Annotated in this window: 21 protein-coding genes; 20 read left to right on the forward strand and 1 reads right to left on the reverse strand. The window is 73.7% G+C overall.

Annotated elements, in window-relative coordinates; translation table 11 throughout:
• The 14 genes from ABZ899_RS00005 to ABZ899_RS00070 form a co-directional block, all read left to right on the forward strand.
• Positions 1-813: biotin/lipoyl-containing protein (locus ABZ899_RS00005; protein ID WP_361338415.1), on the forward strand; the 813-nt coding region annotated here is incomplete at its 5' end.
• Between the two features lie 233 nt (positions 814-1046).
• Complete coding sequence (locus ABZ899_RS00010) at positions 1047-1376, forward strand: TcmI family type II polyketide cyclase (RefSeq protein WP_086866093.1); 330 nt, start codon at positions 1047-1049, stop codon at positions 1374-1376.
• The gene (locus tag ABZ899_RS00015; RefSeq protein ID WP_361338418.1) at positions 1373-2644 is read left to right on the forward strand and encodes a beta-ketoacyl-[acyl-carrier-protein] synthase family protein; all 1272 of its coding nucleotides are present in this window, start codon (positions 1373-1375) and stop codon (positions 2642-2644) included. Before ABZ899_RS00010 ends, ABZ899_RS00015 begins: the two co-directional genes overlap by 4 nt.
• Positions 2641-3852 (forward strand): ketosynthase chain-length factor, encoded by a 1212-nt coding sequence (locus tag ABZ899_RS00020; RefSeq protein ID WP_361338421.1) that lies wholly within the window; start codon positions 2641-2643, stop codon positions 3850-3852. Before ABZ899_RS00015 ends, ABZ899_RS00020 begins: the two co-directional genes overlap by 4 nt.
• Positions 3853-3895: 43 nt before the next feature.
• Positions 3896-4171: an acyl carrier protein gene (locus tag ABZ899_RS00025; RefSeq protein ID WP_361338424.1), complete on the forward strand. Its 276-nt coding sequence runs from the start codon at positions 3896-3898 to the stop codon at positions 4169-4171.
• A 105-nt stretch (positions 4172-4276) separates the two neighbouring features.
• Positions 4277-5065, forward strand: a complete 789-nt coding sequence (gene fabG / locus ABZ899_RS00030) for a 3-oxoacyl-ACP reductase FabG (RefSeq protein WP_361338426.1) — start codon at positions 4277-4279, stop codon at positions 5063-5065.
• 32 nt (positions 5066-5097) lie between these two features.
• Positions 5098-6048, forward strand: coding sequence for an aromatase/cyclase (locus tag ABZ899_RS00035; protein WP_361338429.1), 951 nt, complete (start codon positions 5098-5100; stop codon positions 6046-6048).
• A gap of 2 nt (positions 6049-6050) precedes the next feature.
• Positions 6051-7532 (forward strand): FAD-dependent monooxygenase, encoded by a 1482-nt coding sequence (locus ABZ899_RS00040; protein ID WP_361338431.1) that lies wholly within the window; start codon positions 6051-6053, stop codon positions 7530-7532.
• A gap of 42 nt (positions 7533-7574) precedes the next feature.
• Complete coding sequence (locus ABZ899_RS00045; RefSeq protein ID WP_361338434.1) at positions 7575-9113, forward strand: FAD-dependent monooxygenase; 1539 nt, start codon at positions 7575-7577, stop codon at positions 9111-9113.
• 4 nt (positions 9114-9117) lie between these two features.
• The gene (locus ABZ899_RS00050; protein WP_361338436.1) at positions 9118-9996 is read left to right on the forward strand and encodes an alpha/beta fold hydrolase; all 879 of its coding nucleotides are present in this window, start codon (positions 9118-9120) and stop codon (positions 9994-9996) included.
• Positions 9993-11297 (forward strand): MFS transporter, encoded by a 1305-nt coding sequence (locus ABZ899_RS00055; RefSeq protein WP_361338439.1) that lies wholly within the window; start codon positions 9993-9995, stop codon positions 11295-11297. The genes ABZ899_RS00050 and ABZ899_RS00055 overlap by 4 nt, the downstream gene beginning before the upstream one ends.
• On the forward strand, positions 11294-12160 hold the full coding sequence (locus ABZ899_RS00060) for a 4'-phosphopantetheinyl transferase superfamily protein (protein ID WP_361338442.1): 867 nt from the start codon (positions 11294-11296) through the stop codon (positions 12158-12160). The genes ABZ899_RS00055 and ABZ899_RS00060 overlap by 4 nt, the downstream gene beginning before the upstream one ends.
• Positions 12157-13749 carry an acyl-CoA carboxylase subunit beta gene (locus ABZ899_RS00065; RefSeq protein ID WP_361338444.1) on the forward strand — a complete coding sequence of 531 codons (1593 nt, stop codon included), beginning with the start codon at positions 12157-12159 and terminating at the stop codon, positions 13747-13749. The genes ABZ899_RS00060 and ABZ899_RS00065 overlap by 4 nt, the downstream gene beginning before the upstream one ends.
• A 10-nt stretch (positions 13750-13759) precedes the next feature.
• Positions 13760-13972, forward strand: a complete 213-nt coding sequence (locus ABZ899_RS00070; RefSeq protein WP_361338447.1) for an acyl-CoA carboxylase subunit epsilon — start codon at positions 13760-13762, stop codon at positions 13970-13972.
• Between the two features lie 255 nt (positions 13973-14227).
• Here the strand turns inward: ABZ899_RS00070 and ABZ899_RS00075 are convergent, their stop codons facing one another.
• Entirely contained in the window at positions 14228-15547 is a 1320-nt protein-coding gene (locus tag ABZ899_RS00075) for an MFS transporter (RefSeq protein ID WP_361338449.1), read from the reverse strand.
• 83 nt (positions 15548-15630) lie between these two features.
• Between ABZ899_RS00075 and ABZ899_RS00080 the strand changes: the two genes are divergently transcribed.
• From ABZ899_RS00080 to ABZ899_RS00105, 6 genes are all read left to right on the forward strand, one after another.
• On the forward strand, positions 15631-16599 hold the full coding sequence (locus ABZ899_RS00080; protein WP_361338451.1) for a LysR family transcriptional regulator: 969 nt from the start codon (positions 15631-15633) through the stop codon (positions 16597-16599).
• 161 nt (positions 16600-16760) lie between these two features.
• Positions 16761-17900 carry a hypothetical protein gene (locus ABZ899_RS00085; protein WP_361338453.1) on the forward strand — a complete coding sequence of 380 codons (1140 nt, stop codon included), beginning with the start codon at positions 16761-16763 and terminating at the stop codon, positions 17898-17900.
• On the forward strand, positions 17900-20149 hold the full coding sequence (locus ABZ899_RS00090; RefSeq protein ID WP_361338456.1) for a glycosyltransferase: 2250 nt from the start codon (positions 17900-17902) through the stop codon (positions 20147-20149). The genes ABZ899_RS00085 and ABZ899_RS00090 overlap by 1 nt, the downstream gene beginning before the upstream one ends.
• The gene (locus ABZ899_RS00095) at positions 20146-21543 is read left to right on the forward strand and encodes an acyltransferase (protein WP_361338459.1); all 1398 of its coding nucleotides are present in this window, start codon (positions 20146-20148) and stop codon (positions 21541-21543) included. Before ABZ899_RS00090 ends, ABZ899_RS00095 begins: the two co-directional genes overlap by 4 nt.
• Before the next feature lie 136 nt (positions 21544-21679).
• A complete protein-coding gene (locus ABZ899_RS00100; protein ID WP_361338461.1) occupies positions 21680-22699 on the forward strand; it encodes a hypothetical protein in 1020 nt (339 codons plus the stop codon).
• 165 nt (positions 22700-22864) lie between these two features.
• Entirely contained in the window at positions 22865-24247 is a 1383-nt protein-coding gene (locus ABZ899_RS00105) for a nitrate/nitrite transporter (protein WP_361338464.1), read from the forward strand.
• The last annotated feature ends 75 nt before the right edge of the window (positions 24248-24322 follow it).

Here is a 24322-nt window from a genome sequence, read left to right on the forward strand (position 1 = left end):
CTCGGCTACGGCGATCCGGTCCTGCGCGGGCACTCCTTCGAGTTCCGTATCAACGGCGAGGACCCGGGCCGGGGCTTCCTGCCCGCTCCCGGCACGGTCACCACGTTCGCGGCGCCGTCCGGTCCGGGTGTGCGTCTGGACGCCGGGGTGGAGTCCGGCAGCGTGATCGGCCCGGCGTGGGACTCCCTGCTGGCGAAGCTGATCGTGACCGGTGCCAGCCGTGAGCAGGCCCTGCAGCGGGCCGCGCGTGCTCTGGAGGAGTTCACGGTCGAGGGGATGGCCACGGCCATCCCGTTCCACCGGGCCGTGGTCAAGGACCCCGCGTTCGCTCCCGAGCTGACCGGGTCGGGCGAGCCGTTCACGGTCCACACCCGGTGGATCGAGACCGAGTTCGTCAACGACATCAAGCCCTTCACCTCCCCCACCGACACCGACACCGACGAGGCGGGACGCGACACCGTGGTGGTCGAGGTCGGGGGACGGCGCCTGGAGGTGTCGCTGCCCGCGTCCCTCGGGATGGCCCTCGCCCGCACCGGCCTCGCCGCCGGGGCCCGGCCGAAGCGCCGCGCGGCGCGGACCTCGGGCCCCGCCGTCTCCGGCGACACCCTGGCGTCCCCGATGCAGGGCACCGTCGTCAAGGTCGCGGTCGAGGAGGGCCAGGAGGTCGAGGAGGGCGACCTGATCGTCGTCCTGGAGGCCATGAAGATGGAGCAGCCCCTCACCGCGCACCGGTCCGGCACCGTCAAGGACCTGACCGCCCAGGTGGGCGCCTCCCTCACCTCCGGCGCGCCGATCTGCGAGATCAAGGACTGAGGACGTCCGAGGAGGTGCGAACCGTGACACACGACGACGGGCGCGAGCCGCCCGCCCCCCAGCCGCCCGCGTGGCTCCTGGCCGGCGAGGACGACGAGAACGACAGCGAACAGCCGCACATCTGCCGGGGCATCGACTGACGAAAGCGTGCTCCGTCCTTTCCCGGACGCGGGGCGATGTCGCCCGCCCGCACGCCTCCTTATCCCACGCACCCTTTTCCAAGGAGAGAACTCATGCACAGCACTTTGATCGTGGCCCGGATGGAACCGGGCTCCGCGGTCGATGTCGCCAAGCTGTTCGGCGCGTTCGACGAGACCGAGATGCCGCATCTGATGGGCACCCGGCGCCGTCAGCTCTTCCAGTACCGGGGGCTGTATTTCCACCTCCAGGACTTCGACGCCGACAACGGCGGCGAGCTGATCGAGAAGGCCAAGTCCGACGAGCGTTTCGTGCGGATCAGCGAGGACCTGAAGCCCTTCATCGAGGCGTACGACCCGGCCACCTGGCGGTCGCCGGCCGACGCCATGGCCCAGCGCTTCTACTCCTGGGAGGCGTCCCGATGAGCGGTCGTCGTGTCGTCATCACCGGGATCGAGGTGCTCGCTCCCGGCGGCGTCGGCAAGGACGGCTTCTGGGGGATGCTGAGCGAGGGCCGGACCGCCACCCGCGGGATCACCTTCTTCGACCCGAGCCCCTTCCGGTCCCAGGTCGCGGCGGAGATGGACTTCGACCCGGAGCGGCACGGACTCACCCCGCAGGAGGTCCGCCGGATGGACCGGGCCGCCCAGTTCGCGGTGGTCGCGGCCCGCGGCGCGGTCGCGGACAGCGGCATCGACCTCGCGGCCCACGAGCCGCACCGGGTGGGCGTCACCATCGGCAGCGCGGTCGGCGCCACGACCGGCCTCGACGAGGAGTACCGGATCGTCAGCGACGGCGGCCGGCTGCACCTGGTGGACCACGCCTACGCCGTACCGCACCTGTACAACTACCTCGTCCCGAGCTCCTTCTCGGCCGAGGTCGCCTGGACGGTCGGGGCGGAGGGCCCCAACACCGTGGTGTCGACGGGCTGCACCTCCGGCATCGACTCCGTCGGCTACGCGGTCGAGCTGATCCGGGAGGGTTCGGCGGACGTGATGATCGCCGGCTCGTCGGACGCGCCGATCTCCCCGATCACCATGGCCTGCTTCGACGCCATCAAGGCGACGACCCCGCGCAAGGAGGACCCCGAGCAGGCGTCCCGGCCGTTCGACGGCACCCGCAACGGGTTCGTGCTCGGCGAGGGCTGCGCCGTCTTCGTACTGGAGGAGCTGGACAGCGCCCGGCGCCGCGGGGCCCACGTCTACGCCGAGATCGCGGGCTACGCCACCCGCAGCAACGCGTACCACATGACCGGTCTGCGGCCGGACGGCGCCGAGATGGCGGAGGCCATCACGGTGGCGCTCGACGAGGCCCGGATGAACGTGGACCAGATCGACTACATCAACGCGCACGGCTCCGGCACCAAGCAGAACGACCGGCACGAGACGGCCGCGTTCAAGAAGAGCCTCGGCGAGCACGCCTACCGGACCCCGGTCAGCTCCATCAAGTCGATGGTGGGCCACTCGCTCGGCGCGATCGGCTCCATCGAGATCGCCGCGTCGGCGCTGGCCATGGAGCACCACGTGGTCCCGCCGACCGCGAACCTGCACACCCCGGACCCCGAGTGCGACCTCGACTACGTGCCGGTCACCGCCCGCGAGCAGCTGACCGACGCGGTGCTGACGGTCGGCAGCGGGTTCGGCGGCTTCCAGAGCGCGATGGTGCTCGCCCGTCCCGAGAGGAGCATGGCATGAGCGCGGTGGTGGTGACGGGTCTCGGCGTCACGGCACCCAACGGCCTGGGTGTCCAGGACTACTGGGCGGCGACCCTCGCCGGGAAGAGCGGCATCGGGCGGATCACCCGCTTCGACCCCTCCCAGTACCCGGCCCGCCTGGCCGGGGAGATACCCGGCTTCGCGGCCGAGGAGCATCTGCCGAGCCGGCTGCTGCCGCAGACCGACCGGATGACCCGGCTGGCGCTGGTCGCCGCCGACTGGGCGCTGGAGGACGCCGGGATACGGCCGCAGGACCTGCCCGACTCCAGCATGGGCGTGGTCACCGCCAGCTCATCGGGTGGCTTCGAGTTCGGCCAGGGCGAGCTCCAGGCACTGTGGAGCCGGGGCAGCCAGTACGTCAGCGCGTACCAGTCGTTCGCCTGGTTCTACGCCGTCAACAGCGGCCAGATCTCCATCCGGCACGGCATGAAGGGCCCCAGCAGCGTGGTCGTCAGCGACCAGGCCGGCGGTCTGGACGCGGTCGCGCAGGCCCGCCGGCAGATCCGCAAGGGCACGGCCGTCGTCGTCTCCGGGGCCGTGGACGCCTCCATCTGCCCGTGGGGCTGGGTCGCCCAGCTCGCCGCGCAGCGGCTGACCACCCGGGACGAGCCGGCCCAGGCGTACCTGCCCTTCGACGCGGCCGCCGACGGCTACGTCCCCGGCGAGGGCGGCGCGCTGCTCGTCATGGAGTCCGAGGAGTCGGCGCGCTCCCGCGACGCGCGGATCTACGGCGAGGTCGCCGGGTACGCCGCCACCTTCGACCCGGCGCCGGGCAGCGGGCGCCCGCCGGGGCTGCGCCGGGCGATCGAACTCGCCCTGGCCGACGCCCGGACATCCGCCGGCGACATCGACGTCGTGTTCTGCGACGCCGCCGCCGACCCCGAGCTGGACCGGGCCGAGTCGGAGGCCATCACGGCCGTGTTCGGCCCGCACGGCGTCCCGGTCACCGCGCCGAAGACGATGACCGGCCGCCTGTACTCGGGCGCGGCCCCCCTGGACCTGGCCACCGCGCTGCTGTCCCTGCGCGACGGGGTGATCCCGCCGACGGTGCACGTCACGCCGTCGCCCGAGCACACCCTCGACCTGGTGGTCGACCGCCCGCGCGAGGCCGGACTGCGCTCGGCGCTGGTCCTGGCCCGCGGCCACGGCGGCTTCAACTCGGCGGCGATCGTCCGGGCGTCCGCCTGACCGACCCGCCACGACCCACGCGAACGAACGAGAGGAACCCCACGTGTCCACACAGCAGTTCACCCTCGACGACCTCAAGCGCATCCTCATCGAGGGCGCCGGCGCCGAGGAGACCGTCGACCTCGACGGCGACATCCTCGACGCGGACTTCGAGCACCTCGGCTACGAGTCGCTGGCCCTGCTCGAGACCGGCGGCCGGATCGAGCGCGAGTACGGCATCACCCTCGACGACGACGTCCTGTCCGAAGCCAACACGCCGCGCGCCCTGATCGACGCGGTCAACGGGCAGCTGGACGGCGGGTCGCAGGCCGCCGCCTGACCCTCCGCGACACCCGGCACTCCCTGACCCGCCGCCGTCGGCGCCCCCTGCGGCCGACGGCGGCGCACCCCTCGTAGCCATGACCGCAAAGGAGTTGGAAGAGACATGCCGCAGCAGCAGACGCAGCGGGTCGCACTGATCACCGGGGCCACCAGTGGCATCGGACTGGCGGCCGCCCGGCAGCTGGGCTCCGCCGGACACCGGGTGTTCATCGGGGCCCGCAACGCCGACAACGTGGCCGCGACGGTCAAGCAGCTCCAGGAGGAGGGCATCGAGGCCGACGGCGCCGCGGTGGACGTCCGCTCGCGGGACGCGGTCCGCGCCTTCGTGCAGGCCGCCGTCGACCGCTTCGGCGGCGTCGACGTCCTCGTCAACAACGCGGGCCGCAGCGGCGGCGGTGTCACCGCCGACCTCGCGGACGAGCTGTGGGACGACGTCATCGACACCAACCTCAACAGCGTCTTCCGGATGACTCGCGAGGTCCTCACCACCGGCGGCATGCGCGACCGCGGCTGGGGCCGGATCATCAACATCGCCTCCACCGCCGGCAAGCAGGGCGTCGTCCTCGGCGCCCCCTACTCCGCCTCCAAGCACGGCGTCGTCGGCTTCACGAAGGCCCTCGGCAACGAGCTCGCGCCCACCGGGGTCACCGTCAACGCCGTCTGCCCCGGCTACGTCGAGACCCCCATGGCCCAGCGGGTCCGCCAGGGCTACGCCGACGCCTACGGCACCAGCGAGGACGCCATCCTCGAGAAGTTCCAGGCGAAGATCCCGCTCGGCCGCTACTCCACCCCGCAGGAGGTCGCCGGGATGGTCGGCTACCTCGCCTCCGACACCGCCGCCTCCGTCACCTCCCAGGCGATCAACGTCTGCGGTGGCCTGGGCAACTTCTGACCCCCGACCACCGAGAAGAAGAGGACGAGGACGTGACCACGACGGACGCAACGACCCGCGAGGTGGCGCACGAGATCACCGTCTCGGCCCCCGCCGACGCCGTCTACCGGCTGATCGCGGAGGTGGAGAACTGGCCGCGGATCTTCCCGCCCACCATCCACGTGGACCATCTGGAGAAGGGCGAGCGCGAGGAGCGCATCCGCATCTGGGCCACCGCCAACGGCGCCCCCAAGAGCTGGACCTCGCGCCGCACACTCGACCCGGAGAACCGCCGGATCACCTTCCGACAGGAGGTCTCCGCGCCCCCCGTCGCCGCGATGGGCGGCGCCTGGGTCATCGAGGAACGCCCCGGCGGCGAGTCGCTGGTGAGGTTGCTGCACGACTACCGGGCCGTCGACGACGACCCCGAGGGCCTGGCCTGGATCGACGAGGCCGTCGACCGCAACTCCCGCTCCGAGCTCGCCGCCCTGAAGGAGAACGTCGAACGGGCCCACGCCACCCGCGAGCTGACGTTCTCCTTCGAGGACACCGTGCTCATCGAGGGCGCCGCCAAGGACGTCTACGACTTCATCGACCAGGCCGACCGCTGGGTCGACCGGCTGCCGCACGTGGCCCGCGTCCGCTTCGAGGAGCCCGCGCCCGGCCTGCAGGTGCTGGAGATGGACACCCGGGCCAAGGACGGCTCGACGCACACCACCAAGTCGTACCGGGTGACGTTCCCGCACCGCGCGATCGCCTACAAGCAGGTGACGCTGCCGGCGCTGATGACCCTGCACACCGGCCTGTGGACGTTCGAGGAGTACCCGCGCGGGGTCGCCGCGACCTCCCAGCACACGGTCGTGCTCAACCCCGACAACATCCGGCGGATCCTCGGCCCCGACGCGACCGTGGAGGACGCCCGCGAGTACGTCCAGGGTGCGCTCAGCACCAACAGCCGGGCCACGCTGGGCCACGCCCGGGACCACGCGGAGAAGAGCCGCTGACCATGGCCACCGACACCTCCGGAGCCGGCCGGGTCGTCGTGGTGGGGGCGGGCCCCGTCGGCCTGTTCCTCGCCGGGGAGCTGCGCCTGGGCGGCGCCGACGTCGTCGTCCTCGAACGGCTGCGCACCCCCACCACGGAGTCCCGCGCCTCCACGCTGCACGCCCGCACGGTCGAGCTGTTCGACTGCCGGGGCCTGCTGGAGGCGCTCGGCGACCCGCCCAGGGAGCCGCGCGGCCACTTCGGCGGCGTCCCCATGGACCTGACCGTGCCCGGGCCGTACTCGGGCCAGTGGAAGGTGCCGCAGACCCGGACCGAGGAACTGCTCCAGGACCGGGCCCGCGCCCTCGGCGCCGACGTCCGGCGCGGCTGGGAGGTCCGCGGACTCGTCCAGAGCGGCACACACGTGGAGCTGGCGGTGGCGGCCCCGGACGGCGAGCGGCGGCTGCGGGCGGCCTACGTCGTCGCCTGCGACGGCGAGGACAGCACCGTTCGCGCCCTGACCGGAGCGGCCTTCCCGGGCTCCCCGGCGGCCCGCGAACTGCTGCGGGCCGACATCGCCGGGATCGACATCCCGAACCGGCGGTTCGAACGCCGGGAGCACGGCCTGGCCATCGCCGCCAGGATGCCCGGCGGCACCACCCGCGTGATGGTGCACGCCTTCGGCCGGCCCGCCCGGCCGCGCACCGGACCGCCCGCGTTCGCCGAGGTCGTCGACGTGTGGCGGCGTGTGACCGGGGAGGACCTGAGCGGCGGGCACCCGGTGTGGCTCAACGCGTTCGGGGACGCCAACCAGCAGCTGGAGCGCTACCGGCACGGCCGGGTGCTGTTCGCCGGGGACGCCGCCCACCGGCAGATGCCCAGCGGCGGCCAGGCGCTCAACCTCGGTCTGCAGGACGCGGCCAACCTGGGCTGGAAGCTCGCCGCGGTGGCCCGCGGCCGGGCCTTCGACGGGCTGCTCGACACCTACCACGACGAGCGGCACGCCGTCGGGCGCCGGGTGCTCGCCAACATCCGCGCCCAGGCGCAGTTGCTGCTGGGCGGGCCCGAGGTGGAGCCGGCGCGCGCCCTGCTCGGCGAACTCATCGCCGCGGGCCCCACCCGGGACCACCTCGCGGCCATGATCACCGGGCTCGACATCCGCTACCCGGTGGGCGACGGCACCCACCCCCTGCTCGGCGCCCGGCTGCCGCTCGGCACGCTGCCCACGCCGGACGGCCCGGTCGGCGTCGCCGGGGCGCTGCGGGACGGGCGCGGGCTGCTGCTGGTCGCCGACACGGCCCGGGCGGAGCTGCGCTGGCTCGGCAAGATCTGGGCCGACCGCGTCACCCCGGTGGCGGTACGGGCCGGCGCCGGCGCGCCGCTGCATGGCGCCGAGGGGCTGCTGGTGCGCCCGGACGGCCATGTCGCCTGGGCGGGAGCGGACCCGTGGGCGGCCACGGCGGCGATCCGGCACTGGTTCGGACGGCCGGATCCCGGGCTGTGATCCCGCGCGAGGCCGAACACCGCAAGTCAGGGCAAGTCGTACATGTTCCTATCGATTCGGGCGACGTGCAGAGAGGGAAGCACTGTGGACACGGATGTGATCGTGGTCGGTGCGGGGCCGACCGGCCTCATGCTGGCCGGAGAACTGCGGCTGGGCGGAGCCCGGGTCGTGGTCGTGGAGAAGCTGGCCGAGCCGACCGGGCAGTCCCGCGGACTCGGCTTCACCGCCCGCGCCATGGAGGTGTTCGACCAGCGGGGCCTGCTGCCGCGCTTCGGGGCGCTGGAGAAGAGCCCGATGGGCCACTTCGGCGGCATCCAGTTCGACTACACGGTCCTGGAGGACGCCCACTTCGGCGCGCGGGGTGTCCCGCAGTCGCAGACCGAGGCCGTCCTGGAGGAGTGGGCCGGTGAGCTGGGCGCCGACATCCGCCGGGGCTGGGAGCTGACCAAGCTGTCCGAGGACGGCCACGGCGTCGAGATCGTCGCGGCGACCCCCGACGGTGAACAGCGGCTGCGCGGCGCCTACCTGGTCGGCTGCGACGGCGGCCAGAGCGTCGTGCGCCGGGCCGCCGGCTTCGACTTCCCCGGGCTGCCCGCCACCCGCCGGATGTACCTGGCGGACGTCACCGGCTGCGCCATCCGCCCCCGCTTCCTGGGCGAGCGGCTGGAGCACGGCATGGTGATGGCCGCTCCGCTCGCGCCCGGCGTCGACCGCATCATCGTCTGCGAGCACGGCACCCCCGCCGGGGACCGCCCGCAGAACGTCGAGTTCGAGGAGGTCGCCGCCGCCTGGGAACGCATCACCGGCGAGTCCCTGGCGGGCGGCGGCGCCGACTGGGTCAGCTCCTTCACGGACGCCACCCGGCAGGTCTCCGCCTACCGCAAGGGCCGCGTCCTGCTCGCCGGCGACGCCGCGCACGTCCACCTCCCCGCCGGCGGACAGGGGCTCAGCACGGGCGTGCAGGACGCCGTCAACCTGGGCTGGAAGCTGGCCGCGGTGGCCCGCGGCGCCCTGCCCGACACCCTGCTCGACACCTACCACGACGAACGGCACCCGGTCGGCGCACGCCTGCTGATGAACACCCGGGCCCAGGGCATGATCTTCCTCGGCGGCCCCGAGGCCGACCCCGTCCGCGCCGTGTTCGGGGAGCTGATGGAGCTGGAGGAGGTCCGCCGCCGGCTCGCCGGCATCGTCAGCCACCTCGACGTCGGCTACGACCTCGGCCCCGGCACCCACCCCCTGCTCGGCCGCCGCCTCCCCCCGCGCCCGCTGGAGCTGCCCGACGGCACCCGCACCGGCACGGCCGACCTGCTCCACCCGGCCCGCGGCGTCCTGCTCGACCTGGCCGGCGACCCCGCCCCGCGCGAGACGGCGGCCCGCTGGGCGGACACCGTCACCGTGGTCACCGCCCGCCCCGAGGACCCCGACGCCTTCGCCGGGGCCACCGCCCTCCTCGTCCGCCCCGACGGCCATGTGGCCTGGGCGGCCGGCGGCGGCACCGCGCAGGACGACGTGGCCGCCGGCATCGACCGCCTCGTGAGCGCCCTGCACCACTGGTTCGGCAGCCCGGAGGTGGCGTAGCACGATGACCACCGCGCCCCTGTCCGTCGGCCCCCGTGTACGGCGGATCACCCTGAACGCCGCCGGGCACACCCTGTCCGCCCTGCTGAGCGCGCCCCCGGACACGCCGCCGCGTGCCACCGTGGTCGCGCTGCACGGGGCCGGGATGAGCGCGGGGTACTTCGACGGCGGGGCCCAGCCCGACGCCTCCCTGTGCGCGCTGGGAGCGCATCTCGGCTTCCAGGTCCTCGCCGTCGACCGGCCCGGCTACGGCGACTCCGCCGCCGGGTTCCCCGAGGGCCTGGACCTCGCCGGGCAGGCCCGCGTCCTGGGGGCCGCGCTCGACGACTTCCGCGCCGGGTACGACACCGGCGTCGGAACGTTCCTGCTCGCGCACTCCTTCGGCGGCAAACTCGCCCTGACCCTGGCCGCCGAGGCCCCGCCGCCCGGACTGCTGGGCCTGGACATCTCCGGCTGCGGGCACCGCTACGCCCCCCGCTCCGAGGAACTGCTCACCGGCACCGACCGGGCCCGCTGGAAGCACAACTGGGGCCGGCTCGCCCTCTACCCGCCGGCCACCTTCCGCCGCAGCGCCGACTTCGTCCGGCCGGTGCCCGAGCGGGAACTGCGGGCCGCGTCCGTCTGGCCCGACGTCTTCGACGCCCTCGCCCCGCGCGTGCGCGTCCCCGTACGGCTGACGTTCGCCGAGCACGAACTGTGGTGGCGGCACGACGCCGACGCCCTCGACGACCTGCGCACACGGCTCAGCTCCGCCCCGCGCGTCGTCGTCGACCGGCAACCCGACGCCGGGCACAACATCAGCCTGGGCCGCACGGCCCGCGCCTACCACCTGCGCGCGCTCGCCTTCTTCGAGGAGTGCCTGCCCGAACGGGACGGTCCATGACCGGGTCCGCCACCGGGAAACGGGGACCCGGGCGGCTGCTGGCCACCGGGACGCGCTCGCTGGGCGTGCGCAACTTCCGGCTCTTCGCCGCCGGGCAGGTCGCCTCCGTGACCGGCACCTGGATGATGGTCGTCGCCCAGGACTGGCTCGTCCTCGACCTCACGGGCGACTCCGGCACCGCCCTCGCGACGGTCACCGCCCTCCAGTTCACCCCGATGCTGCTGCTCACCCTGTACGGCGGCCGCATCGCCGACCGGTACGACAAACGGGCGCTGCTGACCGGGGCCAACATCGCCTCCGGGCTGCTCGCGCTGCTGCTCGGCCTGCTCGTCACCGGCGGCGCCGCCCGGCTGTGGCACGTGTACGCCTTCGCCCTGGCCCTCGGCGTCGCCAACGCCGTCGAGGTGCCCACCCGGCTGTCCTTCATCGCCGAGCTCGTCGGACCGGAGCTGGTGCCGAACGCCTCCGCGCTCAGCGGCGCCTACTTCAACATCGCGCGCGTCATCGGCCCCTCGCTCGCCGGACTGCTGATCGAGGCGGCCGGCACCGGCACCGTGATGCTCCTCAACGCGGCCAGCTACGCGGCGACCGTCGCCGGGCTGCGCGCCATGCGGCCCGGCGAACTGCACCGGTCCGCGCGGCCCGCCGCCCGCGACGCCCGGGTCGTGGAGGGACTGGCCCATCTGCGGTCCCGGCCCGACCTGGTGGCGACGCTGTCCCTGCTCGCCGCCGTCTCCCTGTTCGGCCTCAACCTGCAACTGACCCTGCCGCTCATGGCCCGGACCGTCTTCCACACCGACGCCGCCGCGTTCGGCCTGCTCACCGCCGCGCTCGCCGCCGGCTCCCTGCTGGCCGCCTTCACCAGCACCCTGCGCCGGGGCCGCCCCCCGGCCCGGCTGGTCATCGCCTGGGCCTGCGCCTTCGGCGCGCTGGCCGCGGCCACCGGCTGGGCGCCGAACCTGACGGTGGCCCTGCTCCTGCTCGTCCCGACCGGCTTCGCGTCCCTGTACTTCGCGCAGGCCGCCAACCACCGCGTCCAGCTGGGCAGCGACCCCGCCTACCGGGGCCGTGTGATGGCCCTCTACACCCTGATCCTGCAAGGCACCGCCCCGCTCGGCGCCCTGTTCGTCGGCGCGGTCACCCAGTACCTGGGCACCCGCTCCGCGCTGTGGGCGGGGGGACTGATCTCCCTGGCGGCCGCGCTCGTGGCGGCGGCCGCCGACCGCGGCGGCGCGCGCGCCGGCACCGCCGGAACCGAGCCGGCGCCCCACCCCACCACCCGCACCGGGAGCCGCCCGTGAACCTCCCCCTCGGCCCGCACCCCGCCCGCGGCGCCCGGCAGCTCGGCCCGTCCGACCTGCACCTGTGGCTGCTGCCGGCGCCGGAACCATCGCGCGACGCGCCCGTCGGCGAACTCGACGAGGACGAGCGCCGGCGCGCCGCCGCCTACCGCCGGCACGCCGACCGGCAGATGTACGTCGCCGCCCATGTGGGCCTGCGCCGGGTGCTGTCCGTCTACACGGGCGTCGCGCCCCGGCGGCTGGTCATCGGCCGGGAGTGGTGCGAGGAGTGCGGGGAACGGCACGGCCGGCCCGTCCTGGTCGACCTGCCGGGCGCCCCCGAGTTCTCCCTCTCCCACAGCCACGGGCTCGCCCTGGTCGCCGTCGCCCGCACCCGGGTCGGCGTCGACGTGCAGGCGCTGCCGTCGCCCGCGACCGTCGACGCCTGCCTGCCCCTGCTGCACCCGGGCGAGCGCCAGGAGATCGCCCGCGTCCCGCCCGAGCGGCGGCCGACGGCCTTCGCCCGGCTGTGGTCCCGCAAGGAGGCGTACCTGAAGGGTCTCGGCACCGGGCTCGCCCGCGCCGCCGACCTCGACTACCTGGGCGAGGGCGCCGAGTCCTGGCGCCCGGCCGGCTGGACGGTGCGCAACATCCCGCTGTGCGAGGGCCACGTCGGCGCCGCCGCGCTGGCCGGCGCCGGCGACCGGCGGGCCGCCCTGCACCCGGTGCCCGCCGACTGGCTGCACGCCCGGGACGCCGTGGACCGCGTCCACGCCGTCGAACCGGGACTGCGCACGGTGCTGCGCGCCCACGACCCGTCGTCCGTCCGCCCGCACGACCTCATCGACACCAGGAACAGGAAGGAAAGGGCCCAGGCATCATGACCGTCGTCGATCCCGAGACGCTCCTGCCCGACACCGACGCCCCCGAGGCGGACCGGTTCTCCGAACTGGCGGCCATCAAGGAGCTCGCCCGCACCGGCCCCGACCCGAGGGCCACCGAACGCCAGCACGCCAAGGGCAAGCTGACCGCCCGCGAACGCATCGAACTGCTCCTGGACCCCGGCTCGTTCACCGAGGTGGAGACCCTGCGCCGGCACCGCGCGCAGGGCTTCGGACTCGAGGCCAAACGGCCGTACACCGACGGGGTGATCACCGGCTGGGGCACGGTCGAGGGCCGCACGGTCTTCGTGTACGCCCACGACTTCCGCATCTTCGGCGGCGCCCTCGGCGAGGCCCACGCGCAGAAGATCCACAAACTGATGGACCTGGCCATCGCGGCGGGCGCCCCGCTCGTGTCGCTCAACGACGGCGCGGGCGCCCGGATCCAGGAGGGCGTGTCGGCCCTCGCCGGCTACGGCGGCATCTTCCGGCGCAACACCAAGGCGTCCGGGGTGATCCCGCAGATCAGCGTGATGCTCGGCCCGTGCGCGGGCGGCGCCGCGTACAGCCCGGCGCTCACCGACTTCGTCTTCGCGGTCCGGGACATCTCCCAGATGTTCATCACGGGGCCGGACGTGGTGAAGGCGGTGACGGGGGAGGAGATCACCCAGAACGGCCTCGGCGGCGCCGACGTCCACGGCGGCACCTCCGGCGTCGCCCACTTCGTCTACGACGACGAGCGCACCTGCCTGGAGGAGGTCCGCTACCTGCTGACCCTGCTGCCCTCCAACAACCGCGAACTCCCGCCCGCCCACCCCACCGGCGACCCGGCGGACCGCCCCGGCGACGCCCTGCTCGACCTGGTCCCCGCCGACGGCAACCGCTCCTACGACATCCGCAAGGTCATCGAGGAGATCGTCGACGACGGCGACCACCTGGAGGTGCACGCCGCGTTCGCCACCAACCTCGTGTGCACGCTCGCCCGGATCGACGGGCACGTCGTCGGCGTCGTCGCCAACCAGCCCGCGTCCATGGCCGGCGTCCTCGACATCAAAGCCAGCGAGAAGGGCGCCCGGTTCGTACAGTTCTGCGACGCCTTCAACATCCCGCTGGTCACCCTGGTCGACGTGCCCGGCTTCCTGCCCGGCGTCGACCAGGAGCACGAGGGCATCATCCGGCGCGGCGCGAAACTGCTGTACGCGTACTGCAACGCCACCGTGCCCCGCGTCTCCGTCGTCCTGCGCAAGGCGTACGGCGGCGCCTACATCGTCATGGACTCCCGGTCCATCGGCGCGGACATCGCCCTGGCCTGGCCCACCAACGAGATCGCCGTGATGGGCGCCGAGGGCGCCGCCAACGTCGTCTTCCGCCGCGAGATCGCCGCCGCCGACGACCCCGAGGCGATGCGCCGCCGCAAGATCGAGGAGTACCGCAGCGAACTCGTCCACCCCTACTACGCGGCCGAGCGCGGCCTCGTCGACGACGTGATCGACCCCCGCGAGACCCGACTCGCCCTCAGCCGCGCCCTGATGATGCTCGCGACCAAGTCCGAGTCCCTGCCCACCCGCAAGCACGGCAACCCGCCCCAGTGAGGAGCACCCCATGACGCCGACCCCGGCCGACCTGCTCGCCGCCACCTCGGTGCGCGTCCTGCGCGGCACCCCGAGCCCCGAGGAACTGGCCGCCTTCACCGCGGTCCTCACCCTCCGGCTCGCCCCGCCCCCCGACCCGGCCCCGCCCCGCCGGTCCACGGCCCCCTGGACCCGCCCCGACCGCACCCGCCCCTACACGAGCCCCCGAGCCTGGCACACCTGACCCCGACCGGCACCAGGCTGCTCCGGCCCCGCCCCCGGTCACACCGGCGCGCCCCCGGCTCCCTCGGGGCGCCCGGCACCCGGCCCGGGGCGCGACCGGGGGGCCGGGGCCGCCGTCGGCCCCCGGAGGCCGGCGCTCGCCCGTCGGAGCGGTCAGCCCTCCGGCTTCCAGAGCGCCCGGCCGTACCACCCGCCCCGGCGCCCGAGCCCCGCCGCGACCGGAGGGCGGGCCGGCCGGCACACGTGCCGGGCCGCGTCACGCACCCCGCCCGCGCCCCAGCACCCGTGCGCCCACCGACACGAGCAGGGCCGTCGCCGCCGCCACCACCGGGACCGCGTAGCCGGTGGACGGGGACGTGTGTTCCACCGTCCAGCCGCCGGCCGCGCTGCCGCAGGCGATGCCGCCGAGCAGGGCCGTCACCGCCAGGGTCATGCCCTCGTTGAGACGGCCCGGCGGGGTGCGCCGCTGCACCAGGGCCATGTTGGTGATCATCGTGGGGGCGGTGGCCATCCCGGCAGCCAGGAGGGCCCCGGCCAGTACCACGAGCGAGCCGGTGCCGGAGGCGGCCAGGGCCGGCAGGAGCAGCAGCGCGGTCATCGCCGCCACGCACCACGGGTAGCGGCGCTCGGGGGAGCCGGTCAGCCGCAGCCGGCCGTACACCAGGCCCGCGACGCAGGACCCGGCCGCCTGGAGCCCCAGCACCGCGCCCGCCGCGGCCCGGTGCCCCTGCTCGTCGGCGTACGCGAGCGTGACGACCTCCGTCGCTCCGAACACCGCGCCCAGGGCGAGGCAGACGGCCAGCAGCGCGGGCATGCCGGGCGCGCGCAGCGGCGCCGGGCCGGGCGCCGAGGCCGAACCGTGCGCCGGCGGCTCGGTCGACCGCTGGGCCGCGAAGGCCAGCACCCCGGTCACGAGCAGCGTCACCGCGACGAGCGTGCCCGCCTGGGGGAAGAACGTCCCGCACAGGAAGGCCGCGAGCACCGGGCCCAGCATGAAGCACAGTTCGTCGACGGCCTGTTCGAGGGAGTTCGCGGTGTGCAGGGCCCCCGCGTCGTCCTTCAGCAGGTGGGCCCACCGGGCGCGGGACATGCCGCCGGTGTTGGGCGTGCTCGCGGTGGCGGCGTACGCGGCGAACAGCGTCCAGGAGGGGGCGCCGTACCGCACGCACAGCACCAGGGCGAGGCTGCCCAGCGCCGCGAGCAGCGTGGCCGGTACGGCGACCCGGGCCTGCCCGTACCGGTCGACGAGGCGCGCGATCCCGGGGGCGACCACGGCGGTCGCCGCGAGCCCGGTCGCGGTGACGGCCCCGGCGAGGGCGTACGACCCGCGCGTGCCCGCGATCATCACGACCGCGCTCACGCTGAACATGCCCATGGGCAGACGGGCCGCCAGATTGGCGGCGGTGAACGCGAGCGCGCCCGGCCGGGCGAAGAGCCGCCGGTAGGGCCCCGGCGGGCGGGTCCGCCCACGGGGGCGGAGGCCGACGGCGGCGAGCGCGTCGGCGGTGACGGTGGACAACGGGATGTCCCGGACTTTCCCGGCGTCAGGGGTACTTGGGGAGGTCGGTCGCGGCATGGGCCCAGCCTCGGCGGTCGCCGATCACCGGGTCCAACACCTGCTCGGCACGGATTCACGCACTCCTGTTGTAAGTTCGGCGCATGCCGGCCCCCGCCCACCTCGACCCCCGCCTCCTGCGCGCCTTCCTGGCCGTCGCGGAGGAACTGCACTTCACCCGCGCCGCCGCCCGCCTGTACGTCGCCCAGCAGGCGCTCAGCCGGGACGTGCGCCGCCTGGAGCGAGAGCTCGGCGCCGAGCTGTTCGTGCGGACCACCCGCCAGGTCACCCTCACCCCCGACGGCGAGCGGCTCGTGCCGTACGCCCGCCGCGCCCTCCAGGCCCAGGACGACCTGCTCGCCGCCTTCGGGCAGGCCCGCGCCCTGCTCGTGGACCTGAACTCGCCCGGCCTGCGCACCACCCGCCGGATCCTGCACCGGGCCCGTGAACTCGCCCCCGAACTGGAACTGATGGCCCGCTACGAGAGCGGTCTGACGGGTGCCGCCGGCGACCTGCTCGCCGGCCGCCTCGACGCCTCGTTCGGCCGGTTCGCCGGCCTGGACCCGGCGCTGCGGGCCGGCCTCGACCACCAGCCGGTCCGCTACGAGCCGATGGCCGTCCTCCTTCCCGAGGACCACCCCCTGGCCATCCGGGACGAGGTGCCGCTGGCCGCCCTGGCCGGCGAGACGGTGTACGCCGGCGCCGGCAACCCCCGCACCCCGGAGTGGACCGACCTCGCGCGCCGCCTCTTCGAGGGGCGGGGCGTCGCGATCGCCGCCCCCGCGCCCCTGGCCGTCGGTGACGAGGAGTTCCAGCGGCTCATGGCGAAGACGCGGAACCCGGTGCTCGCGGTCGTCGACTTCCCCCCGATGCCCGGCTCGGTGCTCCGTCCGCTGACGGACCCGGTCCCGCTGTCGCCGGTATCACTTGTATGGAGAAAGGGTCTCGAACATCCCGGACTTAAGGCCCTTTGTCGGGCAGCCGCCCAGGTCGCAAGGGAGGAAGGGTGGCTGAATCGCCCACCTGAGGGATGGATTCCGGCCAGTGACGCATGCGTCATGGGCGTCCATTAGTTGGCGCACGGCAACCACGAAACCTCCGCGTGCGCTACATTCTTCGCCTGAGCACAGTGTGATAAAGGGGGGCGCTCGGCCGGGTGGGGGCTCGGTACGGCGACGAGTGCTCGGAGTCGTGTGCGCACCCGGAACGGTCCCGTGGGGGGATGTGCGTGCGCGTGAAGAAGTGGCGAGAAGACGCCCAACCGGAGTGGCCCCAGGCCGCGTACCGGTCCGTGGGCAGTTCTTCCGCAGGGGGTGCCGGGGTCGACACCCAGGCATTCCCGGCGACCGGGGAGACCGGGCTCCCGGGTCGGGGTCCGCGCTCCCGGACCGAGGCGAGGGAGACGGACATACTCCAGGGTGGCAGGCGTGCCTCGACGGACGCCGACAAGACGGAGATCCTGCGCGGCGTTCCCGCCGCGTCCGGCGACGAGACCGCGGTCCTGCCCGGCGTCGGAAGACCGGCGGGACCGCCCCGGCACGCGGTCGGCCACACGGACCCGTTCGCGGCCGGCGGCCCCCGCACCGCACCCGTGCGCGACCCGTGGGCCGAGCACGAGCAGGCGGCGGGCCCCGAGGGCACCGGCGCCACCCACGACCCGCACGAGGTCACCGTTCAGCTCGACGGCATAGGGCTCCAGCTCGACGGCATGCTGCGCGCCGCCAAGGACGCCCCCGGCACCCCCGAGGGCTCCGACGGACCGGTGTTCGTCGACGAGACGGGCCGCCGCAGCCGCCGCTTCCGCCGGCTCGGCATGGCCGTCGCCCTGGCCTGCGCGGTCTACGCCGTGGTCATCGTCGCCACCCTGCTGTCCGGGAACTCCGACGCGCCCTGGGTGCCCGTCGAGGGCCCCCGGGAGAAGCCCGCCGGCCAGGTCGACACCTCGCCGCTGCCGGCCGAGTCGGTGACGGCGCCCTCCGAGACCTCGGACGTCTCCCCGGGCGCCTCCCCGTCCGCGTCCGCCGGCGAGAGCCTGCTGCCCGGCACCGGCGGCACCGCGTCCGGCGCGTCCGCCGACGCCCAGGACCCGGCCGGCTCCGGCCAGCCGAAGCCGGGCAACACCAAGGCGACCTCCAACCCCGGCTCCAACCCGACACCCGACCGGCAGACGCCCACGAACCCGGTCACCGACAACCCCGCACCGAGCCCGACGGACGGCGGCGGCACCACCACGGAGCCGACCGACCCCACGACCACCGAAGACCCCGGCACGGGGACGGTCGCCCACGGCCCGAGCAACCCCGAACCCGTCGCGCAGGAGACCGGAGGCACCGCCTCCGCTCCCGCCGCCCCGTTCCCGGAGAACACCTTCTGATGGCATCCCGCACCCGCCGCCGTGGGGCCGAGCACGGAGCCCGCGGCGGCTCCTCGCGTCGCCACGCACCCGAACACCGCGCCCGCGGCGCCGCCCCGCGCCGCCGCCGCGTGCCCATGCGCCTGCTGCTGCCCTGCCTCGTCCTCGTCGCCCTGATGGCGATGCTGATGCTGCGGGGCTACGTCCACAGCGAGATCCTGGCCGACCACCGGATCCGGCCCGAGGCCGCCTCCGACAAGGTCCCGGAGAAGATCATCGAGGGCGGGCCCGTCATCGACACCCGCGGCGGCCGCGCCGAGACCCTGAGCCTGCGCGACCACCGCCTGGTCCTCACCTTCGACGACGGCCCCGACCCGGAGTGGACCCCCAAGGTCCTGGACGTGCTCAAGAAGCACCACGCCCATGCCGTCTTCTTCGTCACCGGCACCATGACCTCGCGCTACCCGGACCTGGTCCGGCGCATGGTCGAGGAGGGCCACGAGATCGGCCTGCACACCTTCAATCACCCCGACCTGTCCTACCAGTCGAAGAAGCGCATCGACTGGGAGCTGTCCCAGAACCAGCTCGCGATCACCGGCGCCGCGGGCATCCGCACGTCCCTGTTCCGGCCGCCGTACTCGTCGTTCGCCGACGCCATGGACAACGAGTCCTGGCCGATCACCGAGTACATCGGCCGGCGCGGCTACCTCACCGTCGTCAACAACACCGACAGCGAGGACTGGCAGAAGCCCGGCGTCGACGAGATCATCCGCCGCGCCACCCCCAAGGGCGGCAAGGGCGCCATCGTCCTGATGCACGACTCCGGCGGCGACCGGCACCAGACGGTGCAGGCGCTCGACCGGTTCCTGCCGGACCTGCAGGCCCAGGGCTACAAGTTCGGCAACCTCACCGAGGCGCTCGGCGCCCCCAGCGCCCACAGCCAGGTCACCGGGCTCGACCTGTGGAAGGGCAAGGCCTGGATCTTCCTCGTCCGGGCGTCGGACAACATCACGTCCGTACTGGTCGTCGGCCTCGCGGTGATCGGCTTCCTGGTCATCAGCCGCTTCCTGCTGATGCTGCTGCTGTCGGGCATCCACGCGCGCAGGGTGCGCCGCAAGAGCTTCCGCTGGGGCCCGCCCGTCACCGAACCGGTCTCGGTGCTCGTCCCCGCCTACAACGAGGCCAAGTGCATCGAGAACACGGTGCGTTCCCTCATGGCGAGCGAGCACCCCATCGAGGTGATCGTCGTCGACGACGGCTCCAGCGACGGCACGGCCCGCATCGTCGAGGCCATGCGGCTGCCGAACGTCAGGGTCGTCCGCCAGCTCAACGCGGGCAAGCCCGCCGCGCTCAACCGCGGTCTGGCGAACGCCGGCTACGACATCATCGTGATGATGGACGGCGACACCGTCTTCGAGCCGGCCACGGTCCGCGAACTCGTCCAGCCCTTCGGCGACCCGCGTGTCGGCGCCGTCGCCGGAAACGCGAAGGTGGGCAACCGCGACTCCCTCATCGGCGCCTGGCAGCACATCGAATACGTGATGGGCTTCAACCTCGACCGCCGTATGTACGACATCCTGCGCTGCATGCCGACCATCCCGGGCGCCGTCGGCGCCTTCCGGCGCTCGGCGCTGGAGCGGGTCGGCGGCATGAGCGACGACACGCTCGCCGAGGACACCGACATCACCATGGCGATGCACCGGGACGGCTGGCGCGTCGTCTACGCCGAGAACGCGCGCGCCTGGACCGAGGCGCCGGAGTCCGTCCAGCAGCTGTGGTCCCAGCGCTACCGCTGGTCGTACGGCACCATGCAGGCGATCTGGAAGCACCGCCGCGCCCTCGTGGAGAAGGGGCCCTCGGGCCGCTTCGGCCGGGTCGGCCTGCCCCTGGTGTCGCTCTTCATGGTCCTGGCGCCCCTGCTCGCCCCGCTCATCGACGTCTTCCTGATCTACGGCCTGGTCTTCGGCCCGACGCAGAAGACCGTCGTCGCCTGGCTGGGCGTCCTCGCGATCCAACTGGTCTGCGCCGCCTACGCCTTCCGGCTCGACAAGGAGCGCATGACGCACCTGATCTCGCTCCCGCTCCAGCAGATCCTCTACCGCCAGCTGATGTACGTCGTCCTGCTCCAGTCCTGGATCACGGCCCTCACCGGCGGCCGCCTGCGCTGGCAGAAGCTGCGCCGCACGGGCGTGGTGGAGGCACCCGGCGGCCCCGTGCCGTCGCAGCGTTCGGCGGGCACACGTGACGGCGATCGGAGGCCGGTGGGATGACGCACGGATACCAGCCCACGGGGCCCGGAGCGGCCGGGCCCGGGGCACCGGGGCCCGCCTGGCAGAACGACCCCGCCTGGCAGAACGACCCGGCCTGGCGGACGGAGCCGTACCCCGGCCCGTACGGGCACGCGGACGGCGTCGAGCCGGCGGCCACCGCCGTCGTAGCCGAGCCCGCCGCCCCCGCACCGGCACCCGAGTCCGCGCCGGCCAGCGCGCCGAAGAAGCCGGGCCGCGACCGCTATCTGGACCTGCTGCGCTCCATCGCGCTCGTCCGCGTCGTCGCGTACCACCTCTTCGGCTGGGCCTGGCTGACGGTGCTGTTCCCGTCCATGGGCGTGATGTTCGCGCTGGCCGGCTCGCTCATGGCGCGCTCCCTGAACCGCCCGGCGTGGGGCGTGATCAAGAGCCGCGTCCGGCGTCTGCTGCCGCCGCTGTGGGTGTTCAGCGCGGTCGTGCTGACGATGATGTTCGCCGGCGGCTGGAACCCGACGAAGGACCCGGACCTGGGCGGCGGCCTGTGGGCCGTCGTGGACCTGTTCAACTACCTCGTCCCGGTCGGCGCCCCGCCGTACCCGTGGCAGCTCGGCTCCGAGTCCGGGCTGCTGGAGAACACCTGGGCGGTGCAGGCGGCCGGCGTGCTCTGGTACCTGCGGGCCTACCTGTGGTTCGTCGTGGCGTCCCCACTGCTGCTGTGGGCGTTCCGCCGGGCCCCGTGGCCGACTCTGCTGGCCCCGCTCGCCCTGACGGCCGTCGTGGGCACGGGCGTCGTGACGATCCCCGGCGAGACCGGCAACGCGATCTCCGACTTCGCCGTCTACGGCGGCTGCTGGGTGCTGGGCTTCGCCCACCACGAGGGCCTGCTCGCCAGGATCCCGCGCTACGTGGCCGTCTCCTGCGCCTCGCTCGTCATGGCCTTCGGGCTGTGGTGGGCCTCGGGCCACCTCGGCCCGGACGGCTGGGACCTCAACGACATCCCGCTCTCCCAGGCGACCTGGTCCTTCGGGTTCGTCGTGATCCTGCTCCAGTACTCCCCGTCCTGGCAGGAACTGCCGGGCAGGCTCGCCCGCTGGGACAAGCTGGTCACGCTGTCCAACAACCGCGCGGTCACGATCTACCTGTGGCACAACCTCCTGATCATGGCCACGGTCCCGATCCTGGACCAGCTGTACGACCTGCCGTTCATGGAGAGCGAGCGGGCCTCGGCCGCCCTCGACTCCACGTACATGATCTGGATGTTCTTCCTGGTCTGGCCGCTGATAGGGCTGGCCGTCGTGGCCGTCGGCTGGGTCGAGGACATCGCCGCCAAGCGCAGCCCGCGCCTGTGGCCGAACGGCGCGAAGAGGAAGGCCGCGTCCGGCGACGGCGGCCACGGCGGTCGGCGCCGCAGATGACACGGCCCTCGTCCGCCCCCGCGAACCCCCGTCCCCGCAGGTCCGCCGTCCTCGACGTCGGACCGCCGTGGAAGACTGGCCGGGTCGCGGTGGTGGACGGGGTCGCCGGGTGGGCCGGTGGGGGAGTGGGTGACGGGTGAGCAAGCGGCAGGTCCAGAAGATGCTGCGGTTGATCGCGAGCGGTCAGCCGGTGGAGCTCACGAACCCCATGGCCTCGGTGAAGAAGCTCGCCTATCTCGCCTTCGTCGCCCAGCAGTTCGGCTACGAGTACCTGGACGTCCGGCAGGGCGGACGCAACAACGCCCTCGTGATGCTGATCGCGCCGGACCCCAGCCCGCAGGCCCGCGCCCGGGCCGCGCAGAACTGGGCGCGGTATCCGGACGCCGGTGACGGCGTCTCCGTGCCGCCGCTCGTGCCCGACGCACACGAACTGCTCAAGGCCCGCATCAACTTCGACCTCACCGGCCGTCATGTCGAGAAGCGCATGTACTGGGTGGCCGGCGGTATCACGATCGGCTTCCTTGCCGCCGCCCTGAAGGCGGACGTGGAGGGCGGCTCCGCCCTCTTCGCCGTCCTCAGCTGGGTGGGGCTCATGGCGCTGCTCGGCGTCGGCGTCGTCGTCACCCGCAAGCGGAACGCCAAGTTCGCCGCGCGGCTCCAGGCCGCCGGCTTCACGCCGGTGCGGGACGAGACGGGCCGCCTGCGGTACCTGCCGGCGAGCGGCCACCTCCCCGGACACGGCAACCCGTTCGGCGCGAGCGGGCCGTACGGCCACCAGGCGCCGCCCGCCGCACCGGGCGCCCCCGGCGGATACGGGCAGCAGGCCCCGGCCCCGGCTGCGTACGCGCAGCCCGCCGCACCCGGCCCCTACCCCGCCCAGCCGACCGCTCCGGGCCCGTACGGGCAGCAGCCCGCCGCGGGCCCGTACGGCGCGCCCTCACAAGCGCCCTACGCTCAGCCGCAGCCGCCGTACGGGCAGCCGGAGCAGCCGTACGGCCAGCCGCAACCGCCATACGGTCAACCGCAGCAGCCATACGGTCAGCAACCCCAGCAGCCGCAGCCGTACGGTCAGCAACCCCAGCAGCCCCAGCCGTACGGCCAGCAGCCGCCCTACCCGCAGCAGAACCCCCACTGGCAGCCCCCGCAGCACCCCTGACCGGGCCGTCCGGGCCCGGCCGGCGGGACCTCTCATCCGCCCCGGCCGGCGGGTGAGAGCAACGTTCCTTGCCGGTCACCGGGTGCCACAGCCCGGAAACGCGCCCTCCCTACCTTCGGGACCAGCCACTCGCAGGCGACCGAGCCCGAAGACCGTGGAGGCGCCATGACAGCCCCGAGCACTGCCCCCGTCGCGAGCAGGGGAGGCCGCTGGATCGACCGCTGGGACCCCGAGGACGAGACCTTCTGGAACACCACCGGGGAGCGGATCGCCCGCCGCAACCTCCTCTTCTCCGTGCTCTCCGAGCACATCGGGTTCTCGATCTGGACCCTGTGGTCCGTGATGGTGCTGTTCATGGGGCCGGAGTACGGCCTCACCCCGGCCGACAAGTTCACCATCGTCTCGATGGCCACCCTGGTCGGCGCGGTCGTCCGGGTCCCCTACACCTTCGCCGTCGCCGTCTTCGGCGGGCGGATGTGGACGGTGGTCTCGGCAAGCCTGCTGCTGGTGCCCACGGTCGCCGCGTTCGTGGTGATGGAGCCGGGGACCTCCTTCACCACCTTCCTGATCTGCGCGATGCTGGCCGGCGTCGGCGGCGGCAACTTCGCCTCCAGCATGACCAACATCAACGCGTTCTTCCCGCTGCGGAGGAAGGGCTGGGCGCTCGGGCTGAACGCCGGCGGCGGCAACGTCGGCGTCCCCGTCGTCCAGCTCGTCGGTCTCGCCGTGATCGGCGCCGGCGGCGGCCCGCGTCTGCTGCTCGGCGTCTACATCCCGTTCATCGTGGTTGCCGCCGTCCTCGCCTGGCTGAAGATGGACAGCATCTCCTCCGTCCGCAACGACACCGGGGCCGCCAAGGACGCCGCGAAGGACCCCCACACCTGGATCATGTCCTTCCTGTACATCGGCACCTTCGGCTCGTTCATCGGCTACAGCTTCGCGTTCGGACTCGTCCTGCAGACGCAGTTCGGCCGCACGCCCCTCCAGGCCGCCTACGTCACCTTCGTCGGCCCGCTGCTGGGCTCCCTGATCCGCCCCGTCGGCGGCACGCTCGCCGACCGCTTCGGCGGCGCGCGGATCACGCTGTGGAACTACGTCGGCATGGCCGCCGCGACCGGCGTCGTCATCCTGGCGTCGGTGCGCGAGTCCCTGCCGCTGTTCACCGCCGCGTTCATCGCCCTGTTCGTCCTGTCCGGGCTCGGCAACGGCTCGACGTTCAAGATGATCCCCGGCATCTTCCACGCCAAGGCCCTCGCCCGGGGCCTGGAGGGCGAGGCGGCCGCCGCCTACGGCCGCCGGCTCTCCGGCGCCTCCATGGGGCTCATCGGCGCGGTGGGCGCCCTGGGCGGCCTCGGCATCAACCTGGCCTTCCGGCAGTCCTTCCTCTCGGTGGGTTCCGGCACCGGCGCCTTCGTCGCCTTCCTCGCCTTCTACGGCCTGTGCTTCGCCGTCACCTGGGCCGTATACCTTCATCGCCCGGCGCCCGCGGCGGCCCCCACGGCTTCGGCGACGGAGACGAAGCCGCAGCTCAGCTACGCCGAAGTGTGACGTAACACCACTGACACGTGGCCGAACCGAGCCTGTCACGCACCGTTGACAGGCTCGCCCGGCATGCGGGCGCGC

The sequence above is a fragment of the Streptomyces sp. NPDC046859 genome (assembly GCF_040645135.1).
Taxonomy (GTDB): domain Bacteria; phylum Actinomycetota; class Actinomycetes; order Streptomycetales; family Streptomycetaceae; genus Streptomyces.

What these genes read in the sequence shown, in the direction of transcription:
- ABZ899_RS00095 (WP_361338459.1), top strand. Translation starts at nt 20,146, where the DNA reads ATGACGCACGGATACCAGCCCACGGGGCCCGGAGCGGCCGGGCCCGGG.
- ABZ899_RS00105 (WP_361338464.1), top strand. Translation starts at nt 22,865, where the DNA reads ATGACAGCCCCGAGCACTGCCCCCGTCGCGAGCAGGGGAGGCCGCTGG.
- ABZ899_RS00075 (WP_361338449.1), bottom strand. Translation starts at nt 15,547, where the DNA reads ATGCCGCGACCGACCTCCCCAAGTACCCCTGACGCCGGGAAAGTCCGG.
- ABZ899_RS00090 (WP_361338456.1), top strand. Translation starts at nt 17,900, where the DNA reads ATGGCATCCCGCACCCGCCGCCGTGGGGCCGAGCACGGAGCCCGCGGC.
- fabG (WP_361338426.1), top strand. Translation starts at nt 4,277, where the DNA reads ATGCCGCAGCAGCAGACGCAGCGGGTCGCACTGATCACCGGGGCCACC.
- ABZ899_RS00010 (WP_086866093.1), top strand. Translation starts at nt 1,047, where the DNA reads ATGCACAGCACTTTGATCGTGGCCCGGATGGAACCGGGCTCCGCGGTC.
- ABZ899_RS00055 (WP_361338439.1), top strand. Translation starts at nt 9,993, where the DNA reads ATGACCGGGTCCGCCACCGGGAAACGGGGACCCGGGCGGCTGCTGGCC.
- ABZ899_RS00040 (WP_361338431.1), top strand. Translation starts at nt 6,051, where the DNA reads ATGGCCACCGACACCTCCGGAGCCGGCCGGGTCGTCGTGGTGGGGGCG.
- ABZ899_RS00080 (WP_361338451.1), top strand. Translation starts at nt 15,631, where the DNA reads ATGCCGGCCCCCGCCCACCTCGACCCCCGCCTCCTGCGCGCCTTCCTG.
- ABZ899_RS00065 (WP_361338444.1), top strand. Translation starts at nt 12,157, where the DNA reads ATGACCGTCGTCGATCCCGAGACGCTCCTGCCCGACACCGACGCCCCC.
- ABZ899_RS00070 (WP_361338447.1), top strand. Translation starts at nt 13,760, where the DNA reads ATGACGCCGACCCCGGCCGACCTGCTCGCCGCCACCTCGGTGCGCGTC.
- ABZ899_RS00050 (WP_361338436.1), top strand. Translation starts at nt 9,118, where the DNA reads ATGACCACCGCGCCCCTGTCCGTCGGCCCCCGTGTACGGCGGATCACC.
- ABZ899_RS00020 (WP_361338421.1), top strand. Translation starts at nt 2,641, where the DNA reads ATGAGCGCGGTGGTGGTGACGGGTCTCGGCGTCACGGCACCCAACGGC.
- ABZ899_RS00045 (WP_361338434.1), top strand. Translation starts at nt 7,575, where the DNA reads ATGTTCCTATCGATTCGGGCGACGTGCAGAGAGGGAAGCACTGTGGAC.
- ABZ899_RS00015 (WP_361338418.1), top strand. Translation starts at nt 1,373, where the DNA reads ATGAGCGGTCGTCGTGTCGTCATCACCGGGATCGAGGTGCTCGCTCCC.